Here is a 20,460-nt window from a genome sequence, read left to right on the forward strand (position 1 = left end):
TGTTACCGGCGCTTCTCGCTTGGTCATTTTCGCGGCCCTGTTTCGCCCGGTCATTTTTCGCGCGGGCCTGCCGGGTATCCGCCGCGCCTGCTGAAGATGATGATCGCCAAGGCAATGGCCGTTGGCAGCGCTGCGGCCAGCGGCACCAACTGAGCCCCAACCGTGGTCAGTGCCAAAGCACCGTAGCCGGCACCGACGGCGATCCCTAGTTGGATGGTCACTACCGTGAGGCCGTTGGCCGCATCCTTGTGCTCCCCGCCGGCGCGAAGGATTGCGGCCTGGTTGTAGATGCCGATCGCTCCGAAGGAAACGCCCCAGGCAACCATCAGCGCGAAAACCCCCACCCACGTGCCGCCCAGAACCGGCAGCAGCGCGAAGGCAAGGAAAAGAAGCCCGACGGCGGTAATCACCGAACGCCGGGGGTGGGAATCGGCGGTCAGGCCAGCAATCCAGATCCCGACCAATCCTGAGATCCCCACCACAGACAGGGAAATGCCAGTGAGGGCCTCGGGCAATCCGGAGGCGAGCAGGAAAGGGGCAACATAGGTAAAGAGTGTGAAGTGTGCCAGCAGCAAGAGTGGCCAAGCGGTGGCCACGGCGATCACGCCCGGTAGCTTGAGCGCTGCCCGGATCGACGGCGTCTTGTGGGTGCCCGGATCATGCGCAGCAGGCAGGAGCCAGAACGCCAAAACTGCCAATAGGACGCCAACCCCGGCCAGGACCACGAAAGAAACCCGCCATGTCATGAGCGTGCCCATCAGTGTGCCAATCGGAGCCCCGACAGCCAACGCGATACTGGTCCCGCTGAAGACGACGGCCATGGACTTACCCACCGAGTGTGCAGGCACGATGCGTGCCACATAGGGCGCCATGCTCGACCACAACATGCCATGGGCAATTCCGCCCAGAAGCCTTGCGACGATGGCCACTTCGAGATTTGGGCTCAAGGCCAGCACGACGTTGCTAAGGGCGAAGGCAAGCACGGTCCCGATCAACAGGGTCTTCCGGGGGACGCGCCCGCCCAGAAGCCGGGACAAGGGAAGGGCCGTGAAAACGATGATTGCTGCATATGCTGCGGTCAGGGAACCCACAGCCGATTCCTCCACCCCAAGATCCCGGCTGATCTGGGGAAGCAGCCCCGACGGAAGCAGCTCTGTGGTGACAGCCGTAAAGCCCGCGGCAGCAAGCACCAAAAGGCCACCCCAAGGGATCTTGCTCGCTGCCCGGGTTTTCGCTGGGGTTGGCTTGGTCTTTCCTTTATTGGGTGTTGCGTGCATCTGGGTTTCGACCGCCAAAGGGTCCTGCTTCAAAGATTGCTCCTCATGGATGAATCACGTTGTGGGGCATGTTCGTGAATAGTCCTCTCAACGCTACCCAGCCAGCGGCGCGCGAGGGAGGCTCTGACAGAAACCCCTTTCTTCGGGCGCGAGCAGGCCCCGCAAGATCCCTAGCGAGCGTAGAGTTCCGTGAAATTCCTCAGGACCCGCATGGGCTCCGTCACCGAGGCATGCTTGGCGATTTCGATGAGCTCGTCGGCAGCGTCCGGCGGAAAATAGCCTGCGTTCTTGTAGATATTAATCCTGGTGATGAGGCCATCCACATCCAATTCCGGGTGGAACTGTGTGGCGTAGAGATTCTTCTTGATGCGGAACATGTGCACTGGGCAGGCTGCGGAACTCGCGAGCAACACAGCGTTTTCCGGCAGTTGGCTGCAGGCTTCCTTATGCCCAACGAACGCTTCGAAAGTGTGAGGCAGGCCTTTGAGCAGGGGATCGCGCTCCCCGTCTGCGGTCAGTTTGATCTCCGTAGCACCGACCGGCTCGCCGTAGCGACGATCGATGATGGCTCCCTGATGAACACCCAAGGTGCCAACGCCGTAGCAGGCACCCAAGAAGGGGAAGTCCTCGGCCACGATGCGATCCAGGAGTGCTGAGAGTTCTGCTTCGACGCGAAGCTGGGCCTGGCTCTTTTCCTCCACAGGGTCGCTGGACGTGTAAGGACTGCCGCCCACGATCACGCCGGAGTAATCGGCCAAGTCAACGGCTGGCAAAGGTTCCGCCTCCAATCTGACGCGGACCAATTCCTCAGCCTGGAGCCCGCAGTACCGGAGGTAGGCCTGGTACTCGTCATCCGCTGCTGCGTCTTCAGCACGGGTGGCCAACAAAAGGAAGGGCTTCACAGGCCTAGTCTGCGGGAGGAATGACAGGCTTTCAAAGTCTTTCTGCCCGTTAGGCGCGCTTTGCGCCCCAAGACCCGGGATTAGCGCGCAGACCGGGCCCCGCAACGCAGACCCACTCAGCGTGGTGCGGCCGGTGACGTGCTCGGGCCAGGGGAAGGCGGGGGAGGCGGCGGGTTGAAGGCACCGCTCGGATAGAGGGCGGTGGCCTGCATCATGTAGTTGGCCCATTGCGGCCCGGCAATCATGTAGCCGTCAAGAGACTTGTAGAACTTGCCGTTGATGGTGACGTTTTGTCCTGCCCGCTGTTGTCCGGCGGACGTGTCCCCAAAGAATGAGGCTGTGGCGAGCCGGGTGGTGAATCCGGCCACCCAGGTTGCGCCGTTGTTGTTCGAGGTGCCGGTCTTTGCCGCCACCGGGACCTGGTTCTGGACTTTGGGTTCGATGTAGACGCCGGATCCGAGCTTGAGTACGTCCTGCAGGACCGCTGTGACTCCCCGGGCCACAGCCGGTTTCACAGTCTCCTTGCATTGAGGGGTTTGTGCTGGGTACTTCCTGCCTTGTGAGTCGCTGATGTCGGTGATGGCGATTGGTTTGCAATAGGTGCCGTCGTTGGCGAATGTTGCGTAGGCGCTCGCCAGTACAACGGGAGCGACGCCGATGGACCCCAAGAGGTTGCCGATCTGGTGCATGTTGATGGGGGCGTTGTCCAGTCCGCTATGCAAACCGACCGCGTCTACCATTTTTTGGATGCCGCAGAAATCCAACTGGGCCGCAGTAGCGAATGTGGCGGTGTTAATGGAGTTGTAAAGGCCGTAGTTGATGGGCATTGGGCGGTAGTAGCCCTCGTCGTTGTTCTGCAGGTCATCATCTGCGCCGAGGTTTTGTGCCTTCTGCGCAGTGCTGTATCCACCCAGCACCTTGCCGCAGCTGGACCGCCAGGGGAAGCCAACAGGGTAGACACGCCGGGAAGCATCCACAACGGCAGTGGGCGACTTGCCCTCGTTCAGCCACTCCGCGAAGATGAATGGCTTCATGGTGGAACCGGGTTGGAAGCCGCCTGCACCGTTGAGGTCAAGGCCGTTTTCGTCCTTCGCATCCACGCTGAAGTTCAGCTGGGTATCAAACTTCCCGTCCTGGGGAACGAACACCGTGTTCTGGGCCATGGACAGGATCTTGCCTGTGCCCGGTTGCACGGTTGTCATGGCAGCTCCCCACTTGTCCGGGTTTGCGCCAGCGGAGGCATCCACTTGTACTTGGGCCGCTGCCTGCAACCGGCTGTCCAAGGTGGTGGTGATCGTGAGCCCGCCCCGGTAGAGGAGACGTTCGCGATCCTCCATGGTTGCACCGTAGGCCTCATTGTTCATGATCAGGTGGGACACGTAATCGCAGAAGTAGATGGCAATGGAGGCGCCCGCGCAGCCTTGCAGGGACGGGGTAATTTTCAGCTCGACTGGTGAAGCTACTGCCGTGTCATGGTCTGCTTGCGTGATCTTCCCCTGTTCGAGCATCCTGTCCAGTACCAGGTTTCGTCGATTGAATGCTGATTCCGGCGCTGTTGTGGGGTCGTAGACGCTGGGTCCATTCACCAAGCCGGCCAGAAGAGCGGCCTGTGGCAAAGTGAGGTCCTTCGCTGACGTGCTGAAGAAGTATCGCGAAGCAGCTTCGATGCCATACGCGTTCCGGTTGAAGAACACAATGTTGAGGTACCCCTCAAGGATTTGGTCTTTGCTGAAGCGTTTTTCAAGCTCCAGGGCGAGCTTGATCTCACGGAGCTTGTCGCCCAAGGACTTGTCCCCGCTGAGCACCACGTCCTCTGGCCGGCCCTGCGAGAGCCGGGACTCGTTCAGCACGTTCGTGACGTATTGCTGCGTCAGGGTGGACGCGCCTTGCCTGGTTCCCTTGGTCACGTTGGATGTCAGTGCGCGGATGATGCCCTGGGCATCAACTCCCGGATGCTCGTAAAAGCGACTGTCTTCGATGGCAATGATCGCCTGGCGAATGAAGGGGGACATCTGGTCCAGCGGAACCTTCACCCGGTTTTCTGCATAAAACGTGGCGATGTGCTGCCCATCGGCAGTGACTATGTTGCTGGAAAGGGATGGCGAATTAACATCCAACTGGCTGGGCAGGCTTTCGTAAAAGCCGATGGAACCGCCCATGGTTGTGCTGGTGAACTGAACCACCGGCACCATGAAGCCGCAGATCAGCACCCCGCAGAGGGCGCTCACGAAGAAAAACCCGAAGATCCTCAAAAGGACCTTGCCAAGACCTAACCGTGGACCCTTGTTCCGCGCCATTTCGTGCCATTCCGTCGAGATGTCAGGCTGAAAAGTAGCTACAGAATACGTCTGCGGACGCCACCGATCCATGGTTTTGGGGCCTGAAAAAGGTCCCAAATTGGACTCAATCCAGTGGCAGTGTGACCCTCACAGTGGTGCCCCGCCCAAGCTGGGAGTCGATCTCAACTGTCCCTCCGGCGTCGTGGACGGCAATGGACATGAGCAGCAGGCCGAAGCCATGGCGGCGGCCGCTGGGGGCGGCGTGGATTTCGAAACCTTTGCCGTTGTCCATGATCGTCAGTTGGATTCCGTGGTAGACGGCGTTGAGGCGGATGGTCAGTTCACTTGCGTCGGCGTAGTTGAGGGTGTTGCTGAAAGTCTCCTGGGCTACGTGGTACAGCAGTGCGGCGGATGCGGACGAGATTTCGATGCCGTGGTGGGGTGTGCTCCAGTGGACGGTCACGCCGGAGCGTCGAAGCGGTGCAGCAAGCCTGTCGATGCATCCCGCGACACCCAGGGCGTGGAAATCCACGGGGTGCTGGTCCTGGATGATGCCCTTGACGGTGATCACCTCTGTTAGCGCTGCTGCCTGTTCCATTGGTCCCCCACATCATTGTGATTCTTGCTGGTTTGTTCGTTGCCGAAACCCTGATGGATTGATGGAATGAGGGCTCCGTCTGCTTCCAGCGTGGCGCGGCATCATCAAGGACTCTGTTTGTTTGGCTCAATTTCCGATCAAGTTTGTGCGGCGGCCTTGCGGAGGCGGCACACTTCATGCGGGGGGCCCGACGACGGCACTTGGGTACCGCCGGGCATACACCGGAGGAGGTCCTCGTCGCCGTCCCTGAGTTCGCCGGAAACGCGCGAAATCGCCGGAAATCTCCAGACGAACTGGCAGCTTTCCGGCGATCTCGGCGCAGGGCGCAGACTAGGTGAGCTTCACCTGGCGGTTCATGTCCTTGTACAGCAGGTAGCGGAACTCGCCCGGACCACCGGCGTAGCAGGCTTGCGGGCAGAACGCGCGGAGCCACATGAAGTCGCCGGCTTCCACTTCCACCCAGTCGTTGTTGAGCAGGTACATGGCCTTGCCCTCGAGGACGTACAGGCCGTGCTCCATGACGTGGGTCTCCGGGAAGGGAATCACGCCGCCGGGTTGGAAGGTGACGATGTTGACCTGCATGTCGTGTGCAAGGTCGCTGGAGTCCGTGAAGCGAGTGGTCTTCCAGACGTCGTTCGTGTCAGGCATGGAGGTGGGCTCCACGTCCTTCTCGTTGGTGACGAAGGACTTTGCTTCGAAACCCTCCAGGCGTTCGTAGGCTTTGCGGATCCAGTGGAAGGAGACGATGTCGTCCGAGACGTTCTCCAGGCCCCACTCGGAACCGGCCGCGAGGTAGGCGTAGCCGCCCTCCTCAAGGTGGTGCAGTTCGCCATCGAGCGTCAGGTTCACCTGCCCCTTGGTCACAAAGATGACGCCTTCAACGCCTGCTTCGAACTCGGCTTTGGGAGCCCCGCCGCCGGGGGCGATCTCCACGATCAACTGCGAGAATGTGGTGGCGAAGCCTGAGATCGGTCGCGCAATAATCCAGGAGCGGGTGTTGGAGAATCCAGGCAGGTTGCTCGTGACGATGTCCGTCATCACGCCCTTGGGGATCACGGTGTAGGCCTCGGTGACGATCGCCCGCTCCGTGGTGAGGTGGGTCTGCGGCGGCAGGCCGCCCTGGGGGTAGTAGTACTTACCCATGCGAAAAGCTCCTATCAGTGGGAAGTCGGTTGTGCGAGCCGCGGGTGCGCCAGCGCGGTCAGCTGTGAAAGTTCGACGCCGGCAAGCGCCTTGACCTCGTCGGTCCCCACTGCGCCGCACTGGACGCCCCGAAGAACGAAACCAGCGAGTGCACGAGCGGTGGCGGGCTCATCCATGACGCCGCCGTCGGTCCGCTCCACATAGTTCCGGAGGCGCAGCGCTGCGGCAGGCAGGCCTTCGCGGTAGAAAGCGTACGACGCCGAGAAACGGCTGGGGAGTTGGGCGGCGTGGAGATCCCAGCCCTGGTAGTAGCCGTTTTCCAGGGAGCGGCGGACCAGCCGGCCGTGGAGCTTCCAGGCGTCTTCAACTGCGTCGCCTACGGGAATGATGTTGGTGGAACCGTCAGAGAGGCGGATACCCGTTCCGGCGACAGCCAGCTGCATGACTTCCTTGGCGAAATCGGCAACCGGGTGCTCCATGGACTGGTACTCGGCCGAGATTCCCAATGAAGCGCTGTAGTCGTACGTCCCGTAGTGCAGGGCACTGATGCGGCCCGGGACAACGTGGGGGAGCTGCGCCACAGGGGAGGTTCCGTCGGCGCCCAGAATGAGCTGCGGGGTTTCCACCTGCACCTCGAAACGGAGCCTGCCGGCGGGGAGTCCGTGGACTTCCTCGAGGCGCGAGACCGCGAAGTCCATGGCCTGCACCTGGGCCACCGTGGTGACTTTCGGCAGGGTGAGGATCAGCCCGGCGGGGAGTTCCCCTGCAGCAGCCAATGTGGACACGAACAGATCCAAGGTGCGAAGGCCACGGGCACGTGTGGCTGCTTCGAAGCACTTGAAGCGTATGCCGATGAACGGCGGGGCAGTTCCCGCTGCAACCGCAGCAGCAACAGCGTTGGCGGCAGCAACGGCGTCGGCGTCTTCTGCCTCGTCGCCGCGGTCGCCGTAGCCGTCTTCGAAGTCCAAACGAAGGTCTTCGATCGGCTCAGCGGAAAGTTTCGCAGCGACCCGTGACGCAACAGCAGCAGCCAAATGAGGCTCCTGGCCCAACAGCTGGCCGAGCTTTTCCAGGCCACCGTGAGCTTCCGCCGTCGCGAGCGCCTGGGTACCCCAATCGGCCGCAAATGACGGTGTGAAGCGGTCGGCCGGGATGTAGACGGTGTGGATGGGCTGGCGTGAGCCGTCGTCGCCGGGGTAATTGCGGTCAAGCAACGTATCCGTGGCGGCGAGCTGGGACTCGATATGAGCCAGATCTGAGGAAGAGAATGAGCCCATCTCAGCCCACCAGTTCGTAGGCGGGTGTTGTCAGGAAGTCCGTGTAATCGTCGGAAAGACAGATGTCCTCGATCAGCTTGGAAGCCGGTTCGTAGTACTTGGTGAAGTTCTCGTCGCCGAACTCGATGCGCAGGCGCTCGGTTTCTTCGCCGAGGATTCGTGTGACGAGTTCGCGGGTGACGGTGTTGCCCGTGTCTGCGAGCACCGACTTGTTGCGAATCTGCTGCCACACCTGCGAGCGGGAGATTTCCGCGGTCGCGGCATCTTCCATGAGGTTGTGGATGGCAACTGCACCGCTGCCGGAGATCCAGACACCTGTATATGCGACGGCGACGTAGAGGTTCAGCCGAAGCCCGGCTTCCGTGACGGTGCCGCCAGCAGAGGCGACGTCGATCAGCTGCTCAGCCGTGACGTTCACCTCGGGGCGCTGCTTGTCCAGTTGGTTGGGCTTTCCGCCGTTGGCGGGGTCACCGAGGACCGAATCGAACACTTCGCGGCAGGTGGAAACGAGGTCCGGGTGCGCAACCCAGGAGCCGTCGAAGCCATCGTTTGCCTCGCGCGTCTTGTCGGCACGGACCTTGTCGAAGGCCGCAGCGGTGACGTCGGGCTGCTTCCGGTTCGGGATGACGGCGGCCATGCCGCCCATGGCGAAGGCGCCACGCTTGTGGCAGGTCTTGACCAGGAGTTCGGTGTAGGCGCGCATGAACGGAGCCGTCATGGCAACGGTTGCGCGGTCCGGGAGGACGAACTCTTCGCCGGCATCACGGAAGTACTTGATGATGCTGAACAGGTAATCCCAGCGTCCGGCGTTCAGCCCCGAAGCGTGGTCACGCAGTTCGTAAAGGATCTCGTCCATTTCAAACGCGGCCGGGATGGTCTCGATGAGCACGGTGGCGCGGATGCTGCCCTGCGGGATGCCGAGGAAGTCCTGGGCGAAGACGAAGATATCGTTCCAGAGGCGGGCCTCCAGGTGGCTCTCCATCTTGGGTAGGTAATAGTAAGGGCCGTGGCCATTCAGGAGCAGCTGCTTGGCGATGTGGAAGAAGTGCAAACCAAAGTCCACCAGCGCGCCCACAGCAGGTTCGCCGTCGATCAGCAGGTGGTTCTCTTCCATGTGCCAGCCGCGCGGACGGGCAACAACAACGGCCAAAGGAGCGTCCGTGCGGAGACGGTACTCCTTGCCTTCCGGCGAGGTGTAGCTCAGGGTGCCCTGTGCTGCGTCGCGGAGGTTCAGGATCGCGTCAATGACGTTGGGCCAGGTGGGCGTGCTGGCATCTTCGAGGTCCGCGAGCCAGACCTTGGCGCCGGAATTGAGCGCGTTGATGGCCATCTTGGCCGGGGTTGCCGGGCCGGTCATCTCAACGCGGCGGTCCTGCAAAGCTGCCGGTGCCTCGGCAACCTTCCAGTCGCCGTCGCGGATTTCCTGGGTCTCCGGGAGGAAGTCCAAGCGGCTGGTGTCCGCAACCTTCTGGCGCTTTACCTTCCGCGCTTCAAGGAGCTCGTTGCGGGTGCCGGCGAAACGCTTGTGCAGTTCCTCGATGAAACCAAGTGCCTTGGGGGTGAGGATTTCCTCGGCGCGATCAATCGGCCGGGGATCGGTGACTGTGATAGCCATGTGAGCGGATTCCTTTGTTCTAGAGTGCGCTGGCGGCGTTGGCGTGCGCAGCGTTGGCTACGGCAGTCGCTACATCGGCGGCAACATGGGGATCGAAGACGCTGGGGATAATGTAACTCGCGTTCAGCTCATCGTCAGCCACCCGGTTGGCAATTGCCTCGGCGGCGGCCACCAGCATGTTCGGCGTGATGTCGGATGCTCCAGCATCCAGCAGTCCGCGGAAGAAGCCGGGGAAGGCCAGCACGTTGTTGATCTGGTTCGGGAAGTCGCTGCGTCCCGTGGCGACAACGGCCGCGTGCTTGGAAGCGATGACGGGGTCGATTTCCGGCGTCGGGTTGGCCATGGCGAACACGATTGCATTCTCGGCCATGGAAGCAACCTGCTCCTCGCCGATCACGTGCGGGGCGCTGACTCCGATGAAGACGTCTGCTCCCTTGAGGGCGTCGTGCAGGGTTCCGGAGAAGCCTTCTTCATTCGTGTTCGCGGCAATCCAGCTGCGGTGCTCGTCGTCGTACTTCTCGCCGGAGTGGATGGCGCCTGAGCGGCCAGCAGCGATGATGTGCTGCGCGCCCTGGGCCTTGAGGAGCTGGATGATGGCGGAACCGGCAGCGCCAACCCCTGAGACGACGATCTTGACCTCGGACAGCTTCTTGTCCACCACGCGCAGGGCGTTGACCAGCGCGGCCAGGGTCACGATCGCCGTGCCGTGCTGGTCGTCGTGGAACACCGGGATGTCCAGTTCTTCGCGAAGGCGGTTCTCGATCTCGAAGCAGCGCGGTGCGGCGATGTCTTCCAGGTTGATGCCGCCGTAGACCGGGGCCATGGCCTTGGCGATCATGATGATTTCTTCGGTGTCCTGCGTGTCCAGGCAGACCGGCCAGGCGTCCACGTTGGCGAACTGCTTGAACAGAGCGGCTTTGCCTTCCATGACGGGGAGGGCGGCGGCGGGGCCAATATTGCCCAGGCCCAGAACCGCAGAACCATCCGTGAGGACGGCGATGGTGTTGCGCTTGACCGTCAGGTTGCGGGCGGCGGCCGGGTCTTCTGCAATGGCCAGGCAAACACGTGCGACGCCGGGAGTGTAGGCGCGTGACAGATCGTCACGGTTGCGCAGGGCTACTTTGGGGACCACCTCGAGCTTGCCGCCGAGGTGCATGAGGAAGGTGCGGTCCGAGACGTGCTGGACGGTGACGCCGTCGAGGGCATTCAGGGCATCTTTGACGCGTGCTGCGTGGGCGTCATCAGTGGTGTTGCAGGTGACGTCCACGACGATCGTCTCGTGGTGGGATTCCGTGACGTCCAGCGCGGTGATTGCGGCACCGGCTGCGCCGACGGCTGCTGCCAGTTCGCTCGTAGCGGTGAAGCTGGACGGTGCGGCGACGCGCAGGGTGATCGAGTTACCGGGGCTCGGATTCGCCATTGAAATTCCTCCTGTTAGGCCCGTTCCCGGGCCGCCGTTCCAAACTGAATGTTTTCGTATTATGGATATTATTATCTGCCAAGTGGAAATACAACCCCCTGCTCGGTCATCTTGCGTCTCGTCGCGCTCTCGGCTGGCGTGCTGTATCTTGGGTGTTCTAAGCAATTCTTTTCACGATGCGGATAAGAGTTGTCGGAATCTGAGTCATTGGAGACAAGGGAATGGCTGAAAAAGCCTCCGGAGGCGTGCAGTCCGTTGAGCGCGTCTTTGAACTGCTGGAACTGATCACGGATGCCGGTGGCGACGTCACTCTGAGCGAGCTGTCGTCGTCCACGGACCTGCCCTTGCCCACCATCCACCGCCTGCTGCGCACGCTTGTGGCATTGGGCTACATCCGCCAGCTGCCCAACCGCCGCTACGCTCTGGGCCCCCGGCTCATCCGGCTTGGCGAGGGTGCCAGCAAGCAGCTCGGCGCCGTAGCGCGTCCGCAGCTGAAGACCCTCGTGGAACGCCTCGGCGAAACTTCCAACATGGCGGTCCTGGATTCGGACATGGTCATCTACGTGGCCCAGGTTCCGTCCATGCACTCCATGCGGATGTTCACCGAAGTCGGCCGGCGCGCCCACACCCATGACACCGGCGTTGGCAAAGCGATCCTGGCGCAGCTCGACGACGAACAGGTCCGTGGCATTGTTGCCCGAACCGGCATGCCCACGCCCACGGCCAAAAGCATCGGCGATATCGACTCCCTGCTCGCGGACCTGAAGCTGATCCGCGAACGCGGCTACTCCATTGATGAGGAAGAGCAGGAGCTCGGCGTCCGTTGCTTCGCGATGGCTGTGCCCAACGCGCCCACCCCCACTGCGATCTCCGTTTCCGGGCCCATCACCCGTGTGGACCAGAGCTTTGCCGACCGCGCTGTGCCGATGCTGCGCGAGGCCGCTCTGGCGATCTCCGCGGAGCTCAACCAGAACTAGGCTTTCTTCTCCACGCCTCGCGCCGAGTTGGCATTTGATGGCAGTGTTCCCTGCGAACACTGCCATCTTTTGTCATCTCGGCGCAGGTTTTGAGCGGGTTGCCTTCTTCAGCATCGAGTCCACCACGATTGGGTGAACCGGGCGCACTACGCTGAAGTACAGTTTGCCACGCCACCCTTTAAGCTCGACGGCGGTTGTCACCCTGATCAGCCGGGTCACCGCATCGATTCCAACGGCCACCGCGAAGTCCAAGTGCCTGTCACGGACAAAGATCAGGGCTTCCTCGCCCGACTGTTCGCTCACCGTGAAGGTGTTCTTAGGTGCTCTGGGTATGCCGATCAAGGGCACCAGCGCCTGCCTCAAGCCCATGGCCCAAGCAACCCATCGCGGAATCGACTCGATGGAGAACACGCGCTCCGCCCATTCCCTGGGATCCGTGCCGGCACCTTCAGGCAGGGTGGCCAGGCAGACATCCGCGTAGTCCGGCTCCGGTATCTTGCGGATTGCGAGGGAACGGAAACAGGGGAGCTGTTCAGTCATGGGCTGATCCTACGGTGAGTGTCGACCGGTGGTGAGCGCCGCCGTCGTACATTCTGCGCGGGGAGGGCTTCTGCGTGAGGCGACAAATGACGGCAGCGTCCCCCAAGGAAACGCTGCCGTCATCTGCCAACTTGAATGGGATCGGGAGCTAGTGCTCCGAGGCGCTGGAGGTCTTGAGCGGGACTTCCTTGCCGTCGGCGTCGATCAGCTTGCCGTTCTCGAAGCGGTCGCCTTCGCTCAGGCATTTGATGTCTTCCTCGCTGACGATGCGGTCCGTCCCGGCGACGAACACTGACTGGTTGTCCGTGTTGCCTGCCTTGAAGTGGTTGAACAGGACATTCAGCAAGATCGCCATGACTGCGGCGGAGCTGATGCCGGAGTGGAAGATCGTGGAGAACCAGGACGGGAACTGGTCGTAGAACTTCGGAGCGGCAATGGGGATCATGCCGAAACCGATCGAGGCGGCCACGATGATCAGGTTCATGTTGTTCTTGTACTCAACCTTGGCCAGTGTGCGGATACCGCTGGCTGCCACCGTGCCGAAAAGCACGACGCCGGCACCGCCCAGGACGGGCGTCGGAACCGCTGCGACCACTCGGCCCAGGACTGGCAGGAGACCGAGGACAACCAGGATGAGCCCACCAGCGCTCACCACGAAACGGCTCTTGATGCCCGTGATGGCCACGAGCCCAACGTTCTGGGCGAAGGCGCTCTGCGTGAAGGAGTTGAACAGCGGTGAGATGGCGCTGGAGAGCATGTCCGCGCGGAGGCCATCGCCGATGCGGCGGGAGTCAACCTTGGTATCGACGATCTCGCCCACTGCAATGATGTCTGCGGAGGTCTCGGTCAGTGTCACCAGGATGACGATGAGCATGGAAATGATTGCTGCGATTTCGAAGGTCGGAGCACCGAAAGCGAAGGGCGTGGGGAAAGCGACGATGTCGCCCTGGCCAACCTTTGAGAAGTCTGCCATTCCAGCAACGAACGCGATGATAGTGCCGATGACCATGGCCAACAGGATGGAGAGCCGGGAGATGGCGGCGTTGCCCACCTTGCTCAGAAGCAGGACGACACCCATGGTTGCTGCGGCGAGGCCGATGTTTGCCATGCTGCCGTAGTTAGCGGCCTTGGCGTTTCCACCCATGGCCCAGTTGGCTGCAACCGGCATGAGCGTCAGGCCAATGGTGGTGATGACAGTGCCCGTGACCACTGGCGGGAAGAACTTGATGATCTTGGAGAACAGGGGGGTGATGGCCAGGCCTATCAGCGAGGCCACGATGACCGAACCGAATACGGCTTGGATACCCCCGCCGCCTTGGACGATCGCAACCATGGTTGAGACGCCGGCGAAGGAGACGCCCTGAACAAGCGGTAGCTGTGAGCCGAAGAACGGGATGCCCACCGTCTGGAGGATGGTGGCCAGGCCGCCAACGAACAGGCAGGCTGCGATGAGGAGGCCGATATCCTGCGAGGACATGCCTGCGGCGGCGCCGATGATCAGTGGCGGGGCAATGATTCCGCCGTACATGGTGAGGACGTGCTGGAAGCCATACGCGAACGTGCTTCCGATGGAGAGGCGCTTGTCTTCGGGCCGTTCCGGCTTATGCGCCTGGGAGGGGGTGGTATCCGCAGAGCGGGATTTCTTCTTCGTGTTCATGGCAGACTTTCTGGGTTCATGGCAGACGTCTTCGTCTGGCTAACTGTGTCTGGCTAACAAAATCCGGGGTTTTTGGGGTTGGGGTTTGTGTGCAGGTCCGGCCTTGACGGGGCGCCGTTGGGGGACCTGCACACAAACTCCTGGTGGTGCGTTGTTAGGGGTGGTGCAGTGTTAGGGGCGGTGCTTAGCAGAAGCCGGCGATGCCGCTCCATGCAACAGGCGCGGCTGTTGTGTTGTCGCGCTGGACGGTTGCTTCGATGAGGCCGTACGGGCGGTCCGCGGCGAAGAAGACCTCGTTGGGGTTGTCCAGTCCGAACGGGCTCAGGTCAACCAGGAAGTGGTGCTTGTTGGGCATGGAGAACTTGATCTCGTCAACCTCGCTGTGTGCTTCGAGGACCTTCTTGCCCATGTCGAAGAGGGTCTGCTGCAGAGCGTGCGAGTAGTTCTCGGTGAAGCCCTCCAGAAGGAGGGCCTTGATGTCCTCGTAGCTCTTGTTGAAGTCGGTGGCTGCGGCGTCGAGGTTGGTGTTGTAGCGCCAGCGGGCCGAGACATCCGTTGCGAGGATGCGGTCCGTGGTTTCGGGCAGGGTGGTGTACTTGTCGCGCGGGTAGCCGACGAAGCCCGACTGGGTGGTCTTCAGAACGGTCAGGTCCTTGAGGCCGGAGATGATGTGCGTGGTTGCGCCATCACGGACGACGACGGCGGTACGAACCTCTTGTCCGTTGCGGACGAAGCTGTGATCGTGTCCCTCGCCGTGTGCCTGGATGCGATCCCAGCTGTAGGCCTCGGCTTCCCAACGGCCACCGGTTACCCATTCGAACTCGCCGGTGAAGTGATCGGCGAGACGCAGCAGGAAGGACTCCGGTGAGCCGATGCCGTCACGGGCAAAAGCGTAGACAGTGTTCTTCTGGGTATCGGTGGCGACCACGTGGCCGTTGTCGCCTTCGAGGTGCGCAGCCTGGAAATCGCCGCGGAGTTGCGAGGTGACATTCAAATCTTCGATGTGGTGGCGGTCAGTATCCCGAGTGACCTTGACGACGCGGACTTCCGCTTTGCCGTACTGGTTTTCGCCGAGGACGATGTTGTTGCTCATGGTCATATCCCAACTTCTGTGAGGTGGAACCTACGTTCCATCAATGAAATTAAGCGCGTGTTTCCACCGCGTTTCTGGTGGAGCCGACCCAACAAAAAAGAGCCGGCATCCATTGATGCCAGCTCATTACGACCCTGCCTGCTGCTCTCAGGTTACGTGACGTACGCCACGAACTCATTCGAGAGTAGCGCATGATTTCGGCTTGTGTATATGGGTTTCCGGAGATCGTTATGAAGCAGCCAAATGTGACCGGAGCAACCGTTCTTCCCTTCTGGGCGGGTCTTGACGCCTGCTTCGGGGGTTGCTTATCCTTTTCACATAGCAAAAATCATTTTCCGAAATACGGAAACTTGCTTGCACTGGAAAGAGGAGGAACAGATGGACTCGAAGGATACGAACAACGTCGTGGAATTCCCGGCACCGGGTCAGGAGCTGTACCTGCCCTTCGGTGCAACAGATCCGGACTTCTACATTCCGGCCGACTGCGACCGCAATGCCGGCGGATTCTCCCGTTGGCTCCGAGCGCTCCCGGTCTTCGGCCGCCAGCGTCCCTAGGCCCCTGCGTCCACGGGGCGCGGACTCTGCGCAACAGAGCCAACAAGGCGGGCGATACCTGGGGAGGTGTCGCCCGCCTTCCTCACCCGTTTCGACGACTCGCTGCGTAGGATGCCGTGCGCAACATCGAGTGCGCAGAGAACCCCCGAATTGGTGCGGATCTAGTCTTGAAGGGCGCGCAGGAGTCGAACCTTGAAGTCGTGCTCGCGGAACAGGTCCTGCCATTTGATGCGGATGAATCTCCAGCCGAGCTCAGTTAGTGCCTTCTCGCGCTGACGTTCCCGGTAGAGAACCTCGTCGGTGGGGGCGTAGTCGAAGTACTTGATCTTCCCGTCGAACTCCAGTGCCAACTTCTTCTTGCGCCACGCGAAATCCAAGCGATGGCGGCCCTCGATGGTGGCTACCTCAACTTGCAGTTCAGGCATGAGGATTCCGAGCCGTTGGATCAGTTCACGCGTCAGTGTTTCTCCTGGCGATTCCGATTTTAGGTTTGCATTCGCCAATGCACTTCGAAGGTTGCGGACACCATTTCGGCCGTCCAAACGGTGGCACATCTGCTGTAACGCGAGGGCGTCGGCTCCCAGTCTGAGGGCATGGTCCACCAATATGAGGCATTGCTTGTAATTCAGCATGAGACAGCAGTCCACCACGGTTCGTTCCAAAGAGGTGCAGAGCATGCCCTGCACAGGTTGGGTCTCTTCCGGACCCAATGCCCGCGTGTGCGGAACAACGTCAGCCCCGTGGGATGTCCGCGAGGCAGTAGTGGCCGCTGTGATGTGCACGCGATCATCCACGGCCCAGAGAAACAAACCGTGTAAACGGGCAGCGGACGTGTGGCTATAAACGAAACCGCGGGCGGCTGTCGTGAGGGTTCCGTGCGCGTGCGCGGCAATCAGTTGACGGCTCCGGGCCCAGGGTTTCTGTGCCTTCCAAGTGCTGCCGCGGATGTAGCAGCCACGGCGAAGCCGGACAAGGTTTCCGTTCCGCACAAGGGCTGCGATATTCCGGTCGTTGAATCCGGCATCGTGGAGTTCTTCTGTTCGCCACAGGTTAATGCCTTCGGGGAGTTCGAGCTTCTGCGTTTTTCTCATTCATTCAGCGTCGAATGAGTGCGGCTGGATAGACAGGAGTCACAAGTCCTATGTGGAAAAGCCCGTTTCGTGCAATCGCTGCGTACTGTGCCGAACGCGCGGCACAGTACGCAGCGCGGCATCGAAACGGGCGCCACACCAACGAAGCCAGAACCTACCCCGCCACCAGCTTCCTCGCCGCAGCCGAGTGCTCAGCGATGAGGCCGGCAACGTCCAAGCCGGGAATAGCTCCGTCAACCACGCGCCAGGAACCGCCCACCATGACCCGGTCTGCCCGGTCCGCCCCGCATAGCAGCAGGGCGGCGACGGGGTCGTGGCTTCCGGAAAACCTCAACGAGTCAAGCTTGAACAGGGCAAGGTCTGCCTGAAGGCCCGGAGCCAACTGCCCGATGTCCGAGCGGCCAAGAACAGCGGCGGATCCACGCGTCGCCCAGCCGAGTGCTCTCTCCACGGGGACGGATGCACCGTATCGAAGTCGTTGCAGATATAGCGCCTGACGGGCCTCAAGGATCATGTTCGAAGCATCGTTCGACGCCGAGCCGTCCACTCCCAGGCCCACAGGAACGCCCGCGGCTTCAAGTTCCAGCACTCGCGCTGTCCCGGATGCGAGGCGCATGTTGGAGGTTGGGCAATGCGCGACGGCGGTGCCAGCGGCTCCCAGCCTGGCGATCTCGTCGTCGTTGAAGTGGATGCCATGTCCAAGCCATGTGCGGGATCCCAACCAGCCAACTGACTCCAGGTAATCCACGGTCCGCAGCCCAAACATGGAGCGGCAGAAGTCTTCCTCGTCGATGGTCTCTGCGAGGTGTGTGTGCAGCCGGACGTCGTAGCGTTCAGCGAGGGCTGCGCTCTCGGCCATGATCTCCTTGGTCACTGAGAAGGGGGAGCAAGGCGCCAATGCGATCTGCACTGATGCCCCATCGCCGGCCTCGTGGTACTCACGAATCAGCCGTTCGCTGTCCGCAAGGATCACCTCGGGTGACTGGACCGTGGTCCGGGGCGGCAGCCCGCCGTCGTCCTCTCCCAACGTCATTGATCCGCGGGTCAAGGTTGCCCGCATGCCCATGGAGCGCACCGCGGCTACTTCGATATCGATGGCGTCTTCCATGCCGTCCGGGAAGAGATAGTGGTGGTCGGCGGCGGTGGTGCAGCCGGAAAGCAGCAGCTCGGCCAGTGCAACCTGCACCGCAAGTTCAAGGCTGCGAGGCGTCAACCGCGCCCACACGGGGTACAGGTTCTGCAGCCATGGGAAAAGCGGAGCGTTGGCCACCGGACCCCAGGCGCGTGTCAGCGTTTGGTAGAAGTGGTGGTGGGTGTTGATGAGTCCAGGCAGAACCACGTGGTCGGAGGCATCAAAGACGGAACACGGCAACGAAGGCTGCCCGCCCGTAGGCACGAGCTCCACGATTTTCCCGTCGGAGACCACCAGGCCGTTACCGGCGTCGAGGTCGTTTGCGGTGAAGATACCCAGCGGGTTCTTGATCCAAAGAGGGGTCATGACAGGTTCCTTGTCTGGTCGGCGTGCACGCGTTCCAGCTCAGTTAGGCCCTGTCTGCTGATCCAGGAGCCGGAGGCCAATAAAGTGCGTCCGGTCCGAAAAGCCTAAAATGCCCGACGTCGGCCGTCAACGTTCGCGGGCGACCCTCGGTCACATACGGCTGCCAATAAAAAATATCGTATGACGAAATTAAATTTTCAAAAAACTATGGCGCGGCTCACAAACGCGGTGCTACGCTCTAACTGCCAAAGGCGGGCACCCGGACCTCGGGAAGCTATCTACCAGGCGCAACTTAACCTTCATCGCACATGCTGAAGCCTGGTAACCAAGCTAACTGAGCTCCGCTCCGTAGCGCCCCCAACAGGTCACCTGGCTTCCTCAGCACTAAGGAAGTCGCAACATGAGTACAACCGTCACGGCCGAGCAATTCCTGGCCACATCCATTGAGCTGGCAACAGCCAATGTCCTCAACAGTGGAGGCCCCTTCGGCGCCGTCATTGTTACCGCGGACGGACAAGCCTTCCAAGGCGTCAACCGCGTCACCGCCACGAACGATCCCACCGCACACGCAGAAGTCACGGCCATCCGTAACGCCTGCCGCGAACTGGGGACCTTCGATCTGAGCGGAGCAACCCTCTACACCAGTTGCGAGCCATGCCCCATGTGCCTGGCCTCCGCACTCTGGGCACGCATTGACCGCGTGTTCTATGCCGCAGACCGTCACGACGCCGCATCCGTCGGCTTCGATGATGCGGTCTTCTACGAGTACTTCGAGAACGACAACCGGGACGCGCTGATGCCCGTAGCCAAGCTGGAACTGGGCGACCCCCAGGCTCCGGCGGCCCTCCAGCCGTTCACCACATGGAACACGCTTGATTCCAGGATCGACTACTAGGGCCCGGTGGCTGACATGACAATCCTGGATCCCGCAGAAATGCAGACCGCAGCTGAAAAGCAGGCTGCGCTCCTCCCCAACGGAGGCAAGAGCGCAGAGCCCACAGCGGCAAACGCAAAGCACACGGCAACCGGCAACGGCAAGCCGCCGGTGTCGAACTCCTTCCTGGATAAGTTCTTCCAGATCACCAAGCGTGGTTCCACGCTCGCCCGGGAATTCCGCGGCGGCCTGGTCACGTTCTTCACCATGGCGTACATCGTCATCCTCAACCCGCTCATCCTGGGCGGCTTCTCGGCGGACAACGCCCCGGTGGATGTGGCGGGCGGCTGGCTCTCCGCAGCACAGGTAGGTGCAGTGACTGGCCTGACCGCTGGCGTCATGACCATCGTCTTCGGACTCGTCGCCAACCTTCCCTTCGGCCTCGCGGCCGGCCTGGGCATCAATTCCTTCCTCGCCGTCGCTGTCATCCAGGAAGTCACATGGCCAGAAGCCATGGGCCTGGTGGTCATCAACGGCATCCTGATCGTCCTCTTCGGCGCCACCGGTGCCCGGACGGCGATCTTCAAGGCAGTCCCCAAGGAACTCAAGGCCGCCATCACCGTTGGCATCGGCCTGTTCATCGCCTTTATCGGCTTCGTCGACTCCGGCTTTGTCCGCCCCACCAAGGGCGGCCCGCCGGTCCAGCTCGGCACGGATGGTTCCATCACCTCCATCCCAACCCTCGTCTTCATCATCGGATTGCTCGTCATGGGTATCCTCGTGGCACGCAAGATCCAAGGCGGCCTGTTGATTGGCATCGTCGCCACAACAGTCCTCGCAGCTGTAGCCGAGGCCGTGTTCCACATCGGTCCAGGCACCGCCGACAACCCCGGCGGTTGGCACCTCAACGTGCCAATCCTGTCCAGCCAGTTGATGTCCGTTCCGGATCTCAGCCTGGTGGGCCAGTTCGATCTCTTTGGTTCGTTCGCCAGGATCGGCGGATTGGCTGCGACCATGTTGGTCTTCACCCTGGTGTTCACCAACTTCTTCGACGCCATGGGCACCATGACGGGCCTGGCCAAGAGCGCTGGCGTTGCACACAAGGACGGTACGTTCCCCAAGCTGAAGTCAGCCTTCATCGTTGAAGGCATGGGCGCAGTGGTAGGTGGCGCAACGTCCGGTTCTTCCAACACCGTGTACATCGACTCCGCAGCAGGAATCGGCGAGGGCGCCCGGACGGGGCTGGCCTCCGTTGTCACTGGCTTGCTGTTCCTGGGTTCAATGTTCTTCACGCCGCTCACCTCGGTTGTCCCGCTGGAAGTGGCTGCATCAGCACTGGTGGTGGTGGGCGCGATGATGATGGCGCAAATCCGCGAGATCAAGTTCACCAAGTTCGCCATCGCGTTGCCAGCGTTCCTCACCATTGTGACGATGCCGCTGACCTACTCCATTGCCAACGGCATCGGAGTCGGCTTCATCTCCTTCGCGGTGATCAGCGCGGCGTCGGGCAAGGCCAAGAAGGTCCATCCGCTCATGTGGGTGGTCACCGCGGGCTTCATTATCTACTTCGCCCGTGGCCCGATCAACGCCTTGATGGGCGTCTAGCCCGGTGCCCCACCCCGCGCCGGCGGGCCCATATCCGGCACTTCGAACGGCGGTCCATC

The 20,460-nt window shown here is 61.5% G+C and carries 17 protein-coding genes; 4 read left to right on the top strand and 13 right to left on the bottom strand.

The features are described from left to right. Positions 1 to 50: 50 nt before the first annotated feature. The 8 genes from ACFX4T_RS20530 to ACFX4T_RS20565 form a co-directional block, all read right to left on the bottom strand. Positions 51 to 1,277 (bottom strand): MFS transporter, encoded by a 1,227-nt coding sequence (locus tag ACFX4T_RS20530; protein ID WP_377653798.1) that lies wholly within the window; start codon positions 1,275 to 1,277, stop codon positions 51 to 53. Positions 1,278 to 1,447: 170 nt separating this feature from the next. Next, a complete protein-coding gene (locus ACFX4T_RS20535) occupies positions 1,448 to 2,179 on the bottom strand; it encodes a glutamine amidotransferase (RefSeq protein ID WP_377653768.1) in 732 nt (243 codons plus the stop codon). Between the two features lie 116 nt (positions 2,180 to 2,295). Beyond that, positions 2,296 to 4,476 (bottom strand): transglycosylase domain-containing protein, encoded by a 2,181-nt coding sequence (locus tag ACFX4T_RS20540; protein ID WP_216926492.1) that lies wholly within the window; start codon positions 4,474 to 4,476, stop codon positions 2,296 to 2,298. A 106-nt stretch (positions 4,477 to 4,582) separates the two neighbouring features. After that, entirely contained in the window at positions 4,583 to 5,056 is a 474-nt protein-coding gene (locus ACFX4T_RS20545) for a sensor histidine kinase (RefSeq protein WP_216926491.1), read from the bottom strand. Between the two features lie 330 nt (positions 5,057 to 5,386). After that, the gene (locus ACFX4T_RS20550) at positions 5,387 to 6,199 is read right to left on the bottom strand and encodes a bifunctional allantoicase/(S)-ureidoglycine aminohydrolase (protein ID WP_223946881.1); all 813 of its coding nucleotides are present in this window, start codon (positions 6,197 to 6,199) and stop codon (positions 5,387 to 5,389) included. A 14-nt stretch (positions 6,200 to 6,213) separates the two neighbouring features. Next, positions 6,214 to 7,476, bottom strand: a complete 1,263-nt coding sequence (locus ACFX4T_RS20555; RefSeq protein WP_377653771.1) for a DUF6986 family protein — start codon at positions 7,474 to 7,476, stop codon at positions 6,214 to 6,216. A 1-nt stretch (position 7,477) separates the two neighbouring features. Continuing rightward, positions 7,478 to 9,091, bottom strand: a complete 1,614-nt coding sequence (gene aceB, locus ACFX4T_RS20560; RefSeq protein WP_377653773.1) for a malate synthase A — start codon at positions 9,089 to 9,091, stop codon at positions 7,478 to 7,480. 19 nt (positions 9,092 to 9,110) lie between these two features. After that, positions 9,111 to 10,511: an NAD-dependent malic enzyme gene (locus ACFX4T_RS20565; protein ID WP_216926487.1), complete on the bottom strand. Its 1,401-nt coding sequence runs from the start codon at positions 10,509 to 10,511 to the stop codon at positions 9,111 to 9,113. A gap of 221 nt (positions 10,512 to 10,732) precedes the next feature. Here ACFX4T_RS20565 and ACFX4T_RS20570 point away from each other — a divergent pair, with 221 nt between their 5' ends. Next, complete coding sequence (locus ACFX4T_RS20570) at positions 10,733 to 11,488, top strand: IclR family transcriptional regulator (protein WP_216926486.1); 756 nt, start codon at positions 10,733 to 10,735, stop codon at positions 11,486 to 11,488. Positions 11,489 to 11,560: 72 nt separating this feature from the next. On the opposite strand, the gene ACFX4T_RS20575 is transcribed toward ACFX4T_RS20570, so the two are convergent. The 3 genes from ACFX4T_RS20575 to pucL form a co-directional block, all read right to left on the bottom strand. Next, the gene (locus ACFX4T_RS20575) at positions 11,561 to 12,028 is read right to left on the bottom strand and encodes a DUF2867 domain-containing protein (protein ID WP_216926485.1); all 468 of its coding nucleotides are present in this window, start codon (positions 12,026 to 12,028) and stop codon (positions 11,561 to 11,563) included. A 148-nt stretch (positions 12,029 to 12,176) separates the two neighbouring features. Next, positions 12,177 to 13,685: a nucleobase:cation symporter-2 family protein gene (locus ACFX4T_RS20580; protein WP_377653776.1), complete on the bottom strand. Its 1,509-nt coding sequence runs from the start codon at positions 13,683 to 13,685 to the stop codon at positions 12,177 to 12,179. Between the two features lie 184 nt (positions 13,686 to 13,869). After that, entirely contained in the window at positions 13,870 to 14,784 is a 915-nt protein-coding gene (gene pucL, locus ACFX4T_RS20585) for a factor-independent urate hydroxylase (protein ID WP_223946876.1), read from the bottom strand. 372 nt (positions 14,785 to 15,156) lie between these two features. Between pucL and ACFX4T_RS20590 the strand changes: the two genes are divergently transcribed. Then, positions 15,157 to 15,333, top strand: coding sequence for a hypothetical protein (locus ACFX4T_RS20590; RefSeq protein ID WP_216926482.1), 177 nt, complete (start codon positions 15,157 to 15,159; stop codon positions 15,331 to 15,333). Positions 15,334 to 15,494: 161 nt separating this feature from the next. Here the strand turns inward: ACFX4T_RS20590 and ACFX4T_RS20595 are convergent, their stop codons facing one another. Then, entirely contained in the window at positions 15,495 to 16,424 is a 930-nt protein-coding gene (locus tag ACFX4T_RS20595) for a hypothetical protein (RefSeq protein ID WP_377653778.1), read from the bottom strand. A 154-nt stretch (positions 16,425 to 16,578) separates the two neighbouring features. Beyond that, complete coding sequence (locus ACFX4T_RS20600) at positions 16,579 to 17,922, bottom strand: 8-oxoguanine deaminase (RefSeq protein ID WP_377653780.1); 1,344 nt, start codon at positions 17,920 to 17,922, stop codon at positions 16,579 to 16,581. Positions 17,923 to 18,322: 400 nt separating this feature from the next. On the opposite strand from ACFX4T_RS20600, the gene ACFX4T_RS20605 reads away from it, so the two are divergent. Both ACFX4T_RS20605 and ACFX4T_RS20610 read left to right on the top strand, forming a co-directional pair. Beyond that, positions 18,323 to 18,817 carry a nucleoside deaminase gene (locus ACFX4T_RS20605; RefSeq protein ID WP_377653782.1) on the top strand — a complete coding sequence of 165 codons (495 nt, stop codon included), beginning with the start codon at positions 18,323 to 18,325 and terminating at the stop codon, positions 18,815 to 18,817. A 6-nt stretch (positions 18,818 to 18,823) separates the two neighbouring features. After that, positions 18,824 to 20,401 (top strand): NCS2 family permease, encoded by a 1,578-nt coding sequence (locus ACFX4T_RS20610; protein ID WP_377653784.1) that lies wholly within the window; start codon positions 18,824 to 18,826, stop codon positions 20,399 to 20,401. Positions 20,402 to 20,460: the final 59 nt, after the last annotated feature.

The organism is Paenarthrobacter sp. YIM B13468, from assembly GCF_042788025.1.
GTDB lineage: Bacteria > Actinomycetota > Actinomycetes > Actinomycetales > Micrococcaceae > Arthrobacter > Arthrobacter aromaticivorans.

Bases quoted from the DNA above. Each gene is read 5' to 3' on its own strand.
- ACFX4T_RS20530 (WP_377653798.1), bottom strand. From the start codon at position 1,277: ATGCACGCAACACCCAATAAAGGAAAGACCAAGCCAACCCCAGCGAAA.
- ACFX4T_RS20540 (WP_216926492.1), bottom strand. From the start codon at position 4,476: ATGGCGCGGAACAAGGGTCCACGGTTAGGTCTTGGCAAGGTCCTTTTG.
- ACFX4T_RS20545 (WP_216926491.1), bottom strand. From the start codon at position 5,056: ATGGAACAGGCAGCAGCGCTAACAGAGGTGATCACCGTCAAGGGCATC.
- ACFX4T_RS20550 (WP_223946881.1), bottom strand. From the start codon at position 6,199: ATGGGTAAGTACTACTACCCCCAGGGCGGCCTGCCGCCGCAGACCCAC.
- ACFX4T_RS20555 (WP_377653771.1), bottom strand. From the start codon at position 7,476: ATGGGCTCATTCTCTTCCTCAGATCTGGCTCATATCGAGTCCCAGCTC.
- aceB (WP_377653773.1), bottom strand. From the start codon at position 9,091: ATGGCTATCACAGTCACCGATCCCCGGCCGATTGATCGCGCCGAGGAA.
- ACFX4T_RS20565 (WP_216926487.1), bottom strand. From the start codon at position 10,511: ATGGCGAATCCGAGCCCCGGTAACTCGATCACCCTGCGCGTCGCCGCA.
- ACFX4T_RS20570 (WP_216926486.1), top strand. From the start codon at position 10,733: ATGGCTGAAAAAGCCTCCGGAGGCGTGCAGTCCGTTGAGCGCGTCTTT.
- ACFX4T_RS20575 (WP_216926485.1), bottom strand. From the start codon at position 12,028: ATGACTGAACAGCTCCCCTGTTTCCGTTCCCTCGCAATCCGCAAGATA.
- ACFX4T_RS20580 (WP_377653776.1), bottom strand. From the start codon at position 13,685: ATGAACACGAAGAAGAAATCCCGCTCTGCGGATACCACCCCCTCCCAG.
- pucL (WP_223946876.1), bottom strand. From the start codon at position 14,784: ATGACCATGAGCAACAACATCGTCCTCGGCGAAAACCAGTACGGCAAA.
- ACFX4T_RS20590 (WP_216926482.1), top strand. From the start codon at position 15,157: ATGGACTCGAAGGATACGAACAACGTCGTGGAATTCCCGGCACCGGGT.
- ACFX4T_RS20595 (WP_377653778.1), bottom strand. From the start codon at position 16,424: ATGAGAAAAACGCAGAAGCTCGAACTCCCCGAAGGCATTAACCTGTGG.
- ACFX4T_RS20600 (WP_377653780.1), bottom strand. From the start codon at position 17,922: ATGACCCCTCTTTGGATCAAGAACCCGCTGGGTATCTTCACCGCAAAC.
- ACFX4T_RS20605 (WP_377653782.1), top strand. From the start codon at position 18,323: ATGAGTACAACCGTCACGGCCGAGCAATTCCTGGCCACATCCATTGAG.